Source organism: Blautia sp. HCP3S3_G3, assembly GCF_052063365.1.
Classification (GTDB): domain Bacteria; phylum Bacillota; class Clostridia; order Lachnospirales; family Lachnospiraceae; genus Blautia_A.
The window spans coordinates 117203-130648 of the sequence record NZ_JBQHXR010000005.1 but is presented as its reverse complement, the minus strand read 5'-3'; the positions used below and the strand labels follow the sequence as shown (position 1 = coordinate 130648).

General features: G+C 41.9%; 13 protein-coding genes. 2 read left to right on the top strand and 11 right to left on the bottom strand.

The genetic code is table 11. The features are described 5' to 3' along the window. Positions 1 to 9: 9 nt before the first annotated feature. Together pyrF and ACTNEW_RS07540 are read right to left on the bottom strand one after the other, a co-directional pair. Positions 10 to 936, bottom strand: coding sequence for an orotidine-5'-phosphate decarboxylase (gene pyrF, locus ACTNEW_RS07545; RefSeq protein WP_441059603.1), 927 nt, complete (start codon positions 934 to 936; stop codon positions 10 to 12). Positions 937 to 1025: 89 nt separating this feature from the next. Continuing rightward, positions 1026 to 2321 (bottom strand): dihydroorotase, encoded by a 1296-nt coding sequence (locus ACTNEW_RS07540; protein WP_441059601.1) that lies wholly within the window; start codon positions 2319 to 2321, stop codon positions 1026 to 1028. Positions 2322 to 2643: 322 nt separating this feature from the next. Here ACTNEW_RS07540 and ACTNEW_RS07535 point away from each other — a divergent pair, with 322 nt between their 5' ends. Continuing rightward, positions 2644 to 2844, top strand: a complete 201-nt coding sequence (locus tag ACTNEW_RS07535; protein ID WP_005425201.1) for a cold-shock protein — start codon at positions 2644 to 2646, stop codon at positions 2842 to 2844. 133 nt (positions 2845 to 2977) lie between these two features. Here the strand turns inward: ACTNEW_RS07535 and ACTNEW_RS07530 are convergent, their stop codons facing one another. Both ACTNEW_RS07530 and ACTNEW_RS07525 read right to left on the bottom strand, forming a co-directional pair. Next, positions 2978 to 3232: a hypothetical protein gene (locus tag ACTNEW_RS07530; protein WP_441059599.1), complete on the bottom strand. Its 255-nt coding sequence runs from the start codon at positions 3230 to 3232 to the stop codon at positions 2978 to 2980. A 74-nt stretch (positions 3233 to 3306) separates the two neighbouring features. Next, positions 3307 to 4146, bottom strand: coding sequence for a DegV family protein (locus tag ACTNEW_RS07525; protein WP_441059597.1), 840 nt, complete (start codon positions 4144 to 4146; stop codon positions 3307 to 3309). A gap of 154 nt (positions 4147 to 4300) precedes the next feature. On the opposite strand from ACTNEW_RS07525, the gene ACTNEW_RS07520 reads away from it, so the two are divergent. Beyond that, positions 4301 to 4804, top strand: coding sequence for a DUF5721 family protein (locus ACTNEW_RS07520; RefSeq protein WP_441059595.1), 504 nt, complete (start codon positions 4301 to 4303; stop codon positions 4802 to 4804). A gap of 159 nt (positions 4805 to 4963) precedes the next feature. Here ACTNEW_RS07520 and ACTNEW_RS07515 read toward each other — a convergent pair whose 3' ends face one another. The 7 genes from ACTNEW_RS07515 to ACTNEW_RS07485 all read right to left on the bottom strand — a co-directional run bounded on the left by ACTNEW_RS07515 (position 4964) and on the right by ACTNEW_RS07485 (position 13261). After that, positions 4964 to 5320 (bottom strand): sporulation initiation factor Spo0A C-terminal domain-containing protein, encoded by a 357-nt coding sequence (locus ACTNEW_RS07515; protein ID WP_441059593.1) that lies wholly within the window; start codon positions 5318 to 5320, stop codon positions 4964 to 4966. 412 nt (positions 5321 to 5732) lie between these two features. Then, entirely contained in the window at positions 5733 to 7817 is a 2085-nt protein-coding gene (gene htpG / locus ACTNEW_RS07510) for a molecular chaperone HtpG (RefSeq protein ID WP_441059591.1), read from the bottom strand. A 315-nt stretch (positions 7818 to 8132) separates the two neighbouring features. Continuing rightward, positions 8133 to 10811 (bottom strand): choice-of-anchor D domain-containing protein, encoded by a 2679-nt coding sequence (locus tag ACTNEW_RS07505; protein ID WP_441059589.1) that lies wholly within the window; start codon positions 10809 to 10811, stop codon positions 8133 to 8135. Positions 10812 to 10950: 139 nt separating this feature from the next. Further along, positions 10951 to 11208 (bottom strand): glyoxalase, encoded by a 258-nt coding sequence (locus ACTNEW_RS07500; RefSeq protein ID WP_441059587.1) that lies wholly within the window; start codon positions 11206 to 11208, stop codon positions 10951 to 10953. After that, positions 11198 to 12013, bottom strand: coding sequence for an HAD family hydrolase (locus tag ACTNEW_RS07495; RefSeq protein WP_441059585.1), 816 nt, complete (start codon positions 12011 to 12013; stop codon positions 11198 to 11200). Before ACTNEW_RS07495 ends, ACTNEW_RS07500 begins: the two co-directional genes overlap by 11 nt. Then, positions 12006 to 12671: an HAD family hydrolase gene (locus ACTNEW_RS07490; protein WP_441059583.1), complete on the bottom strand. Its 666-nt coding sequence runs from the start codon at positions 12669 to 12671 to the stop codon at positions 12006 to 12008. Before ACTNEW_RS07490 ends, ACTNEW_RS07495 begins: the two co-directional genes overlap by 8 nt. Next, positions 12668 to 13261: a Maf family protein gene (locus ACTNEW_RS07485; RefSeq protein ID WP_441059581.1), complete on the bottom strand. Its 594-nt coding sequence runs from the start codon at positions 13259 to 13261 to the stop codon at positions 12668 to 12670. The genes ACTNEW_RS07490 and ACTNEW_RS07485 overlap by 4 nt, the downstream gene beginning before the upstream one ends. Positions 13262 to 13446 lie beyond the last annotated feature (185 nt).

The window sequence follows — 13446 nt, the reverse complement described above, 5'->3', positions numbered from 1 at the left end:
ATGTTCCTCCTAGCGTGATTCCAGTGCGCCGCTGATATCCGCGATCATATCTTCCACTGCTTTGCGGGAAGCCTCTGCATAATTCAGTTCACCAATGGCAGCATATTTTTCCTGTTTGTATGCAGCAATGATTCCTCTGGAAGAGTTTACGATCGCACCCAGTCCATCTTCATTAAAGAAGTGTACAAGGTCCGCTCCTTTGCCTCCCTGTGCACCATAGCCCGGCACCAGAATAAAGGTTTTCGGCATCAGTTTACGGAGAACTTTCCCCATTTCCGGGTAAGTTGCGCCTACAACAGCACCGATGTAGCTGTAGCTGTCGCCCATATGGTCTTCGCCCCACTGTGCAACTTTTTCACCAACCCACTCATAAAGCGGACGTCCGTCAATGATTCTGTCCTGGAATTCTCCGCTGGATGGATTGGATGTTTTTACCAGGATAAAAAGACCTTTTTTCTCTTCTTTGCAGACATCCACAAAAGGTTTCACTCCATCGGTTCCAAGATACGGATTGACCGTTGCGAAATCTTCATCAAAACCTGCATAGCACTTGCTTCCCACCTGGACTTTTCCCAGATGTCCCACTGCATATGCAGCAGAAGTTGAACCGATATCACCTCGTTTGATATCTCCGATCACAACAAGATCTTTGGATTTGCAGTAATCAACGGTTTTCTTATATGCCTGAAGTCCGGGGATTCCAAACTGTTCATACATGGCGATCTGCGGTTTTACAGCCGGAATCAAATCACAGGTAGCATCCACAATTCCTTTATTAAACTGCCAGATTGCTTCCGCAGCACCTTCCAGAGTTTCTCCATATTCCGCAAACGCTTTTTCCTGAATATGTTTCGGAACATAGCTCAGCATAGGATCCAGTCCTACAACGATCGGTGCATTTGTTTTACGGATTTTTTCAATCAACTTGTTAATCATGAATTCTTCCTCCTAGTGTTATTGAGTTATTTGAACTTTTCCCTGCTCTGGCAATCCTTTCCAAAACAGAGTAAGATTTCTCCATATGATTATTCGTTTTCTGCTTCATATACGATCGTACTGTCACAGATTGTACAGAGTATTTTTCCTTTTACTTTCCGTCCATGGAACGGAGTATTTCTTCCTTTGGATACAAATTTATTCTTATCAATGGTATATTCTTCATCCGGATCCACAATGATCACGTCGGCAGGATGTCCTTCCTGAAGCGTTCCACTGTCAAGTCCCAGAATTTTTGCCGGATTCAGAGACATTTTTTCCACCAGATCCATGATAGTCAGAAATCCACTGTCCACCAGCTCTGTATAACTGATTGCAAAACTTGTTTCCAGTCCTACAATACCGAATGCTGCTGTTTTCATAGAGCCTTCTTTGTCTTTCGGGCTGTGCGGTGCATGATCTGTACTGATCACTTTGATCGCACCATTCTTCAGGGCGCGTTTCAGAGCCTCCAGATCCTTTCGGGTACGAAGGGGCGGATTCATCTTAAAATTCGGATCATCCCGTTCAATGTCATCGGAAGTCAGGGTAAAATAATGCGGACAGGTTTCTGCAGTAATGCGGTTTCCTTTTCCGGTTTCCTGCACCATTTCCATCATTTTAGCCACTCCGGAAGTAGAACAGTGGCAAAGATGAAGACGTGCACCTGTATCATATGCCAGCAGGATATCTCTGGCAGCGATCACATCTTCTGTTGAATTGCAGATTCCCGGAAGCCCCAGACGCTTTGCGTTTTCATCGTCATTCATGCATCCGTTTCCCCGCAGGTCGATGTCCTCACAATGAGCCAGCACAGGCACATCATGCTCTGCAGCCAGCTGCATTCCTTCCCGGTAAATCCGTGTGTTCATCACAGACTTGCCATCTTCCGAAAAAGCACAGGCACCGGCCTGGATCATTCCTTCCATATCAGCCAGTTCTTCTCCGCTCTCTCCTTTCGTAATGGCACCCGCCTGCAGAACGTGAATTCCGGCTACCTGGGCAGCTTTGTTTTTTACATAACGGACTCTGTCCGGATTATCAATAACAGGAGAAGTGTTCGGCATCGCTACTACAGTTGTAATCCCTCCCCTGGCTGCTGCTCTGGAACCGGTCTCAATGTCTTCTTTATATTCCTGTCCCGGATCGCGGAAATGTACATGCAGATCAATCAGTCCGGGAAGGACCAGACAGCCATCTGCCTCAATCAGACGGTCTGTTTTTTCATTGTACTCCAGATTATCACCAACTTTTTGAATTATTCCTTCATCCAGATAAACATCACCAATTTTGTCCATTTTAGTTGCCGCATCAATCATACGGCCTCCGCGAATAAGAATACCCATTGAGCGATTCCTCCCTGTTTTTCACTATTTCGATAAATTGTTCATCATTTTTTGTCCTAATTATTCTTATCATACATCATACACGAAATCAACAATTTAATAAAGCATTTTTTCAACATTGACCGCTTTTCATTTTTTGAGGGAAACAATTCAGAATCATCTTGACAATTCCAATTGTTGGCGCTATAATCAAGGCAACATCTATATTAATTGTTTATAAAATCACTAGTTTTTAGAGGTTATATTACATAATATAGTCTGTAAAATCTGGTGATTTTTTCGTCCAGATAACTTTTCAACTTATTTTTATGGAGGTATCATCATGAACAAAGGAACTGTAAAATGGTTCAACGCAGAAAAAGGCTACGGTTTTATCACCGGTGAGGATGGTGCAGACGTATTCGTTCATTTTTCTGCAATCAACGGAGAAGGATTCAAATCTTTAGACGAAGGACAGGCTGTTACTTATGATTTAACAGAAGGCGCTCGCGGAATGCAGGCAGCTAATGTTACCAAATTATAATTAAACAATTATAATTTCATCATAAGAATATACGGGCGCCTTTGCGCGTGACTTATTCACAACTACAAAAAATCCCCGGTTCTGCCGGGGATTTTTTTTACCTCATCATTTTCTGTACATTCAGGCAGAACCATTATTCTGCATCTTCTGTATTCAATGCTGTCAGATAATCATCCAGTGCTGATGTATTCATTTCTGTGACGATCTGCTCTGTTGTCTGATCTTCTGTTACTTTATCATGAACAGAATATCCGATCCAGGCAACTGCTGCCACGCAGACTACTAATGCGAGGATTTTCTCCAGTCTGAGGACTCTTTTCTCTCTCTTCATGATTTTCTGACGGTTTGCTTTTTCCTGTTTATAAGCATCCACTTTCTTCTGGCTCATAATTCCAACTTCCTTTCTCTGTCAGCCGCAAAATCTGGGTTTATTATACCATAATCTCTGTCAAAAGAAAAGTATCATATTACAACAATCACACCACCGTCATTTGCATACATACTGCTCACTCCAGCCGTGTCCAGAACGATAATGCGTGCAGTCTCGATCCGTTCCTGGATAGCTTCCTTAAGCAACTGTGCACGTGCTGCACAGTTACAATGACTGATTGCAAGCGTCTTTCCGGCACTGTCTGCTGTTTTTGCCACAACATGCTCTACCATTTTTACAAGTGCCTTATTCATTCCTCTTGCCTGATCAAGCTGGCAAATGGTTCCTTCATCCGTGGAGCCCATGACAGGTTTGATTTTCAGCGCATTAGCCACAAGCGCCTTTACCGTACTCAAACGTCCGTTTTTGCGAAGAGTCTCCAGGTTTTCCAGAACAAAAAAGGTATGCTGTTCACTAATATAAGTTTCCACATGCTCCACCACTTCTTCAAATGACATGCCAGCTTCTTCACATTCCTGAATTTTCAGCGCGATCAGTGTCTCTCCGACTGATGCGGAACGGGAATTAAATACATGGATTTTTTTGTCTTCCTGTTCTTCCAGATACAGATTTCTTCCCAGTACCGCACTGTTATAAGATCCGCTTAATTCTGCCGATAAAGTCACGGCATATACATGTTCTGCCCCGCACTGATAGGCTCTCATATAACGTTCCGGTGAAGGGCATGCAGACTTGGGACATTCCGGGCATGCAGCCACTTTTTCCAGAAATGATTTCTGATCAAATGTTTCATCATCTATAATACTGTCATCTCCAACCATCAGGGTCAGAGGAACGGATTCAAACCTGTCATCATTCTTCCACTCATCGAGAAGTTCTCCGCAACTGTCCATCACAATTTTATAGCTCAATTATATTGTCCTCTTTTCCGTAATATGTAGTTTTAAATACCACATCTATCTTAACACATGCCTTTCTGTTTGAAAAGCCTTTTTCGGAAAAACTCTGTTCTTTTTTTTCATTCTGATTTATAATAGAAACAGAAAACTCGGAAGGACATAAAAAATGCTGGCACTGAAAATAACAGATCTTAAAGAATTTATGAATCAGCTCCTGATTGGAACAACTTTTGACCAGTTTGAGCTGGTGGAAGCAGATATCACTACATTTAATCGCTTTTCCATCGATGGAAAAATCCGACAGGACTTTTTTGATTCTGACCAATGCAGTATCCTGAACCAGAATAATATTTCCTATTCCTCCTGGAAAGAAACCAAACCCTATTGCTATTCTGTCATACGCGGCAAACGCACGCCCCTGCATTTCAAAATTATCTTCCAGCTTCCGGTACGGCAGATACAGAATGTTTATAAAAATCAAACCCTTTCCTTTTCTCCGGAAATGATCAGCGGAATGTATCTCAATCTCCAGTATAAAAACAAAGAACTTTTGTGTACCACCGGTATTTCTCTGAATACCTTTTTGCCTGACAAAACACCGGAGCATCAATGGGATACCATGGTGAAAGATTTTTTCCACCGCCACAATATTATTTTTGAGGAATTATAACATTATTTTCGTTTTTTAAGATATGTTTCTCTTCTGACGTACTCATGCATTTTTATATGATTTTTTTTCTGGCGAGCTCAGCCATTTTTTATATGATTTCTTTTCTGACGAGCTCAGCCATTATTTTATAATTTCTTTTCTGACGAACTCAGCCTCTTTTTATACAAGTTCTTTTCTGACGAACTCAGCCTCTTTTTCATTGCTCGTCAGATAATAAGCCAGCATATCCACAAATTCACTGTTGGTCGGTTTGTAAATCAATGGATATCCGGCGATACTGTCCAGATAATCTTTATTTACTGTCCAGCAGACATTGATCAATGTTCGTATATCATGTTCCACATTCATAGGAGTCGATTTAAATTTCTTCGCCAGATACGGATAAATATCCTTTGTAATCCTGATCGGACGTTCCTGCGATTCCATCGAAATTTTTACTGCTTCTGCCACAAAGTAATATCCCTTATACTTCGATGTTGCTCCTAATTTTCTGATTAATCTGTATATTTCTTTCATAGTACTCCTCCACAATTGCAGCTTCAGTCATGATTTCTTTACTATTTGTCCATCATATTTCTGAGTTCTGCTTTTCTTTTTTCTATATCATACGACAAAAACATGAAATTTTCGATTAATCTAGCAAACTCTATTAAATTCGACAAATTTAGAAAAGATTCTTCCTTTGTCTGTCAGAATATAATACCATGATAGCATACGCATTCTTACTCTTTTTGTCAAATAAAAAAGGATTTGTTTTATATTTTCATACAAAAAAGTTTTGATACAGATTTTTATATGAGAAAAAATCTCTTATGCAAATTTTCATATAGAAAACTCTATTATTCGAATTTTCACATAAAAAGAGCTTTTATGCGGATTTTCACAGTCCACATAAAAGCTCTCTTATTTTCCTTCCAAACAGAGGCAATTATTTTGTAAGCAGCATCAGAATTTCATTGCTGCGCTGAACAAATTTGGTCATTTCTTCCGGAGACAGCTGCTTATGGCTGAGCATTGCCAGATCATAAAGCTGTTCACAGATTACCTGGGTGTGCTCTGCATCACCATGTTCTGCCACATACTGTACCAGCGGATGATTTGCATTCAGGATCAGTGTTTCTTCACCGCCAAACATTCCAGGATCCATTCCATACATGTTATACATCTTCATCATATCCTGCATACGACGGCTTTCTTCAGAAAGTGTCATCATAGCTGCAACGGAAGCATTTTTCAGTTTTTCTACTTTCACTTCCAGGTTTTCTTTGTTCAGATGTTTGCGGAACAGCTCTGTCAGTTTATTAGCAGTATCTTCATCTGCACTGCCTTCCTCTCTCAGTTCTTCTGTTACATCTGCATCAATACGCTTAAACTGTATCGTCTGATCTTTCTGCTCCAGATGTGAAATAAATGGAGAATCAATATTATGTTTCAGGATCACGGCATCCTTGCCTGCTTCCTTAAACATATTAATGTACTGGCTCTGCTGCACCTCGTCTGTTACATAGAAAATCGTCGTTTTCTCCGGTTCTTTATCATCGGAAGACGTATCCTTGTTTTCTTCAGAAGTATTCTCTTCTGCCGCTTCTGTTGTTTCTGTTGTTTCTTCTGAGGAAGCTTCCGCTTCTTTCTTATTCTCTTCGATGCAGTCTTTTAAGGTCAGATATTTTCCATCAAGGTTTTTGAACAATACATAATCGCTGACTTTTTCTGCAAATTTGGAATCTTTGATGCATCCAAATTTTACGAACGGGCTGATATCATCCCAGTATTTTTCATAATTTTCTCTGTCAGTCTTACACATGCCGGTAAGTTTATCTGCCACTTTTTTCGCAATATATTCGGAAATTTTCTTCACAAATCCATCATTCTGAAGAGCACTTCTGGATACATTCAGCGGAAGGTCCGGACAGTCAATCACACCTTTCAGAAGAAGCAGGAATTCCGGGATAACTTCTTTGATATTATCTGCAATAAACACCTGATTGTTATACAGTTTAATCGTTCCCTCAATAGAATCGTATTCTGTATTGATCTTCGGGAAGTATAAAATACCTTTCAGATTAAATGGATAATCCATATTCAGATGAATCCAGAACAACGGCTCTTTGTAATCCATAAACACTTTACGATAAAAGGCTTTGTATTCTTCATCCGTACAATCATTCGGATGTTTCATCCATAATGGATTTGTATCACTGAGAGAAACCGGACGTTTATTGATTTTTACTTTTTCCTTTGCAGGTGAAATCTCAACGATTTCCTTCTCGCCATTTTCGTTTTCTTTTTCCTCTGTTTTGGCATCTTCATGAATGTGTTCTACAACAACATCATCTTCTCTCAGATCCGCTTCATCGATGGTCTCATATTCCTGCTCTGCATTTGCTTTGGAAAGATAAATATTCACCGGCATGAAAGAACAATATTTCTCAATGACTTCTCTCATACGATACTCATTTGCAAATTCCAGACAATCTTCATTCAGGAAAAGGGTGATTTCCGTACCAACGGTATTTTTATTGCCTTCCTGCATATCATACTCTGTACCGCCATCGCAGCTCCAGTGAACCGGTTCTGCACCTTCTTTGTAAGAAAGTGTATCAATATGCACCTCATCAGCTACCATAAATGCGGAATAAAATCCAAGTCCGAAATGACCGATAATCTGATCATCTGAAGTTTTGTCTTTATATTTTTCAAGGAACTCTGTTGCACCGGAGAATGCGATCTGGGTAATATATTCTTCTACCTCATCCGCAGTCATACCTATACCATTATCAATAAATTTCAGAGTTTTTTCTTCCGGGTTCACAATGACCTGGATGCTCGGTTTGTATTTATCCGGAAATGTATATTCTCCCATCACTTCCAGCTTACGGAGTTTCGTAATCGCGTCACATCCGTTAGAAATCATTTCACGGGCAAAAATGTCGTGATCTGAATACAGCCATTTCTTAATAATCGGGAAAATATTGTCACTGTTAATTGATAAATTTCCATGTTTTGCAGCCATGGTTTACACACTCCTTTTTCTTAAATAAATTTATGATATCCACACAGGCAATCGTATCCGGCAAAATATCCGCAGACACAGATATCCGTATACAAAATCGTCCGGCAGATTCTTTTCTTTTTTGTCTATGCACTATACTAATACGGTTCTGTCCAAATGTCAAGAAGAATTTAGCACTCATTTTTATTGAGTGCTAATAATTTTATAATTAAACCAATCCATTGTCTTAATTTCTGACAGCAAAAGGGACAATGCTCCTGCACTGTCCCTCTTTCTCACTGCCTGTTTCATTAAAAAACAATCATTTCCAATATCTTATTTCTTTTTTTTGCGATAAACCAGTATACCTGCAATACAGATAACTGCAGCGATCAAAATCACTACAAGCGGAAGAATCGGCGTATCATCTCCTGTCTGAACAGCACTTCTCTGATTTGCTCCCGGTGTAGGAGTCACGGTCGGATCAGCAGCCTGTACAACGCTGAAAGCCACCTTCCTGATATCCTGTTCTCCGGTATTTACCCAATTGCTTCCATCATATTTCTGGCGATTAAAGGTAACGGTCAGAGTATATTCTCCGCTTCTGCCCATTCCAAAACTTGCGGCGTATGGCGCAGATGTCCAGGTATTGGTATTGATCACAGACCAGCTGAACGGCAGGTAACGGATATCTCCCTTACGCGGGCTCTTATTATCCATTCCGGCACCGACTGCAGTGAAAGAAATGGTGGACTTCGTGGTATACTGTCCATTCGGAGTAATTCCTGTAATCTGATTATCCTCTGCGGATACAACGCTTGCCTCGTATGCATTCACCGTTACTTTTACCGCTGTTACCAGACTGATATTATCCGGATTCGTCACACCTTCCGGCAGAGAAACCGTACCTTTTACAGAAAACGTCTGAGCAGCCGTGCTGGCAGGATCATAACTGCATCCCTTCACATCCCATGCCACTTTTGCTTTCATTTCTCCGCTGCTGGTCTTAATCACAACCGTTGACGGAAGTCCAAAAGCTTCTGCTGTTTTTTCAGTTCCATTATCAAGTCCGCTGATATCGCCGGGTTTCTGGATTTCTACTAATTTTACAGGTGTATCCTTCTTTGCTGCAACGGCAATGGATGCAAAGAAAGATACCGATGTTCCCGCATCATTCGGAACAGAAATCTCTTCTGTAAAACTGTCTGTCAGATTCAATTTGGGCTGTACAGTAAAGGTACAGCTTGCACCAGGCTCCAGTTCATAGGAAGACAGTTCACTGATCTCGAATCGGTCACTTACCGGCTGTCCCAGTGTCTCTTTTACATTTCCAGCATTCGTAACAGTTACTGTCTGAGCTTTTGGAGCTGTCTCATATCCTTCCTCCACAGTTCCAAAATCCAGACTGTCAGGAGTAATCGTCAGCAAATGGTTCTCTGCCTGAGTAACTTTAAAGGAAACTGTCACATCCCCAAGCGCCTCATCTTTATCACTTACAATAGAGAGCACATCCGAATAGCTGTTGGCACCAAGCCCAATCGTCGGCTGAATGGTAAACTCTGCATTCTCTCCCGGTGCAAGTGTTGCTTGTGAAAGAGCGTCAATCACATAATAGTCATTTTCGCTGACCGGCTGTACCAGAGTAATTTCTGTACTTCCTGTATTGGTAATCACGACCGTCTGCGCTTCCGGTGCTGTCTCATACCCTTCTGTTACTGTACCAAAATCCAGCAAATCCGGACTTACCGAAACAGAAACTTCTGTTTCCTCACCATCACCGTTTCCTGTATCGTCAGGTTCTGTATTTTCTCCGGAATTGTCCGGGTCTGAAACAGGTTCTTCTGCCTGCCCGTCGATATCCGGCTCTTCTTCCATATTCAATTCTTCCGAAATATTCTCAATAATCAGACTCTCTTCTATCGGATCTGCTTCTGAAACATTCTCTTCAGAAGCTGTATCTTCCTGTTCCTGGACAGTAAGCACTGCCTGGAAGGAAACTTCTGCGCCTTCTTCACTCGTATAGGTAATTGTATCCTGATAGGTGCCGGCAGCAATTCCCTCTCTCGGAACGATCCAGAGAGAAATTTCTCCGTCGGATTCCAGCGGTTCCGTAATATCCTGTACCATAAAGTGTTCCGGGCTGATACTCTCAAAGTGTAAAGTTCCTGTTCCGGTATTCTTTACTGTAACAGTCTGGTATTCCACGTCTCCAACTGCATCTGACGCAGCAATTCCAAAATCCAGAATTCCGCTTCCATCTGCAGTGTAGACTTCAGCAGAATAGGTAAGCGATTCCTCCGGAATACTCTCGCCCAGAGGCATCAGTTCCTCTTCTGCATTTTCTGTATCCTCTGTTCCGGGTTCCACAGTCTCTGTCAGTTCCTCTTCTTCCGCATCGGCATTATATACCTCTTCGTTTACAAGAATTTCCTCAATCACCGCTTCGTTCACATCACTGTCTGAGGGAATTTCCTCCTGAACTTCTTCCGAAATCTCTTCAAACTGATCCTGTTCCAGAACTTCTTCCTCCGGAATCTGTTCTTCTGTTTCCTCTGCCGGAATCTCTTCCTGAACTTCTTCCGAAATGATCTCCTGATTCTCTTCCTCTGCCAGTTCTTCTTCCGGAATGGTCTCTGTAACTTCTTTGCTGGTTACTTTCAGTTCACCGGTAACTCCTTTTTCTTCAATACCGGTCACCGTAAGTACGATTTTATAGCCGATATCCTCTGCAGTCACTTTATAGGTCTTTTCCTTGCTCAGTTCTACAAGAGGATCCTTATCCGATTCGGACACCTTTCTTTCCCACAGGAAAGTAACGTCCTCATCCGTCAGTCCTTCCGGTTTTACTTTGGTATAATCTGCGCTTAATGTAACATCCAGTGCAGCCGCCCCTTTGATTTTCAATTCACCGCTCAGCTCCGTGGCCGGTTCCTCCGCTGCAAAAACTGTCACAGGCAGCATGGAAATCATCATCAACACTGACATTACAACTGCCAGGATTCTGGATTTCTTCATAAGCCTTCCTCCTTTTCTTTTCGGTTCTTTTATTTATGTATAACAAAAAAACAGACTCTCTGTTTCAGTACGTCTATTTTAGCACTCCGGATTTCTCAGATGTAATCTGAATTTTCCTCTGGAGCCATTTTCAAACATACTAAGCTTCTACAATGAGATACTTTCCGGACGGCAGTGCAAAAACTTCGCATGCTTCCTCCAGTTCATCCAGAGACATTCCTTCCAGGTCTGCACCGGCATCTTCCAGATACTCTTTCACTTCCTTTATGGAATTCACTTCCACTGCCATACAGTCTTCCAGGAATTCCTCAGCCTCCTCATAATTGTCCGCTACTGACTCATCAAAAAGCTGACCCTGATTTTTCAAAAATGTTTCTACTGCTTCTTTACTGTACATGTTTGATTACCTCCTCGATATTTCCTTTCATGCGGATCAGGCACTCCAGCACAGGTTCCACCCGCTCTGTTTCATAATTAGCTGCAGCTTTGACTCCATCTTTGGAATGCGCCATGGCAAAACTCCAGGGAACAGACTTCAGCATCTCAATATCATTGAATTCATCTCCAAATACCATACATTCCTCCGGCCTGATGCCGAGAATTTCCTGATATTTCCGAATCCCCCTTGCTTTATTGGTACCGAATGGAATAAAATCCACCCAGTCGTTTCCGGAAGTCACTACGGTACATCTGTCGGAAAATTTTTCTTTCCAGTACCGGATGGATTCCTCTCCCATGCCATTTCTCTCATACACTGCAAGCTTCATGCATGGTTCTGTGATTTCTGAAAAATCGCGGATTACTTTGCAGTTATTTTTGATCACTTTTGTCATCCTGTCAAAAAAATGCCGGGTTTTGGGCATGATATAATAAAAATCTTTTGCAGAGCAGGAGAATTCTGCACCTTCTTTATCCTGAATCGCATGCAGAATATCCATCACCAGTTCCCTGGAAAATCCGTCCTGATAAATCATCTTATCATCTTTTACTGCCATAGCACCATTTTCGCACACAAAAACAATATCCGAAGCCACAGGAGCAAAAAGTCTTTTCATATTCGGATACTGCCTTCCGCTTGCAGCAGCAAATACAATTCCCATTTCTTTCATTCTTTTTATAAGTGGGAATATTTCTTCCGGAAGCTTCTGCACCCCATTCAAAAGCAATGTTCCGTCCAGATCACTTGCAACCAGTTTAATCATTTCTTCTGTCCTCATAAATCTTCAGAAGATCTGAAGGGTTTTCTGCTACAAGGTCTGCACCGCTGCTCTCCAACTCTTCTCTGTCACGGAATCCCCACAATACCCCCACGGTAAACATTCCCGCAGCCTTTCCTGTCAGCATATCCGTTCTTGTGTCCCCTACATACATGCACTCTTCCGGTCTGACTCCGAATTCTGAAGCGACTTTCAAAGGTCCGTCCGGTGCAGGTTTACGCCGGATTGCATCGCTCTGACCGATCACCAGATCAAAATCATCCCCAAACATCTGTGCAATGACTTTTACGGCAGCCGGATGTGGTTTATTTGAGCAGACCGCAAGCCTGACACCCTGTTTTTTCAATTCTTTTAAGGTTTCCGGCATACCCGGATAATGCGTCACTTTATACATGGGATCTGCTGCAAACATTTCCCGGTACAGTTTCTGCCCCTCGTCAAAATGTGTCAGTTCCGGATCTCCGGCATCTGTCAGACATCGGCGCATCAGCATATTCGCGCCTTCTCCGCTGTAATACTTAAAATTTTCCACCGGCATTTCCTTCAGCCCAAACTTGCGCATAATCGTATTTGCCACATAAGCCATGGATTCCAGTGTATCTGCCAGTGTGCCATCCAGGTCAAAAATACATGCTTTTATCATTTGTCCCATCCTCTCAGATCAATTCCCTGTTTTTTCGTCTCATACAAAAGTCTTGCCACCGGCAATCCGACCACATTGGAGTAATCTCCGCATATTCCTTTCACGTATACACCGAATGCGCCCTGAATCCCGTAGCTTCCTGCTTTATCCATAGGTTCCCCGCTGTTAACGTATGCACGGATTTCGTTCTCTGAAACAGGATAAAAAGTAACATCCGTACACTCTGCAAAAATCAGGGATCTGATATTACCTCCTTCTTTGATCAGAACCGTAACTCCTGTGTACACCTGATGCGTATTTCCCTGAAGTTTCAGAAGGGTTTCTACAGCATCTTCCGCATCTTTCGGTTTCCCCAGGATACACCCATCATAAAAAACAATCGTGTCTGCTCCTATAATGACCGCATCTTCCACCACGTTCTCCGCCACAGACTCTGCCTTACCGTAGGAAAGTTCTTTTACCATTTCTTCCGGATCAGAAGAATTCGTCTTTTCTTCTCCGGTACCCGTTATAATTTCAAAAGAAATCCCTGCTTTCTCCAGTAGTTCCTTTCTGCGCGGAGAAGCAGATGCCAAAATGATTTTTTTCATGGTATCTCCTCGTTTTTTCTTATACTTCTACCGCTATAGTATACCCTCAAAAAAAAATTGTCGCAACCATTTTTATTCTTCCAATCTTACCCTTTCCTTTTTCGTTAAAAAGTAGTAAAATATTAACAGCTCATTATCCATTAATGAATAACATTCACAGAATACCATAATGGCAATCCGCCAAA

Coding starts and splice junctions, on each gene's coding strand:
- ACTNEW_RS07515 (WP_441059593.1), bottom strand. CDS start 5,320: ATGAAAGAAATATACAGATTAATCAGAAAATTAGGAGCAACATCGAAG.
- ACTNEW_RS07500 (WP_441059587.1), bottom strand. CDS start 11,208: ATGTACAGTAAAGAAGCAGTAGAAACATTTTTGAAAAATCAGGGTCAG.
- ACTNEW_RS07530 (WP_441059599.1), bottom strand. CDS start 3,232: ATGAGCCAGAAGAAAGTGGATGCTTATAAACAGGAAAAAGCAAACCGT.
- ACTNEW_RS07535 (WP_005425201.1), top strand. CDS start 2,644: ATGAACAAAGGAACTGTAAAATGGTTCAACGCAGAAAAAGGCTACGGT.
- ACTNEW_RS07490 (WP_441059583.1), bottom strand. CDS start 12,671: ATGATAAAAGCATGTATTTTTGACCTGGATGGCACACTGGCAGATACA.
- pyrF (WP_441059603.1), bottom strand. CDS start 936: ATGATTAACAAGTTGATTGAAAAAATCCGTAAAACAAATGCACCGATC.
- htpG (WP_441059591.1), bottom strand. CDS start 7,817: ATGGCTGCAAAACATGGAAATTTATCAATTAACAGTGACAATATTTTC.
- ACTNEW_RS07485 (WP_441059581.1), bottom strand. CDS start 13,261: ATGAAAAAAATCATTTTGGCATCTGCTTCTCCGCGCAGAAAGGAACTA.
- ACTNEW_RS07495 (WP_441059585.1), bottom strand. CDS start 12,013: ATGATTAAACTGGTTGCAAGTGATCTGGACGGAACATTGCTTTTGAAT.
- ACTNEW_RS07540 (WP_441059601.1), bottom strand. CDS start 2,321: ATGGGTATTCTTATTCGCGGAGGCCGTATGATTGATGCGGCAACTAAA.
- ACTNEW_RS07520 (WP_441059595.1), top strand. CDS start 4,301: ATGCTGGCACTGAAAATAACAGATCTTAAAGAATTTATGAATCAGCTC.
- ACTNEW_RS07505 (WP_441059589.1), bottom strand. CDS start 10,811: ATGAAGAAATCCAGAATCCTGGCAGTTGTAATGTCAGTGTTGATGATG.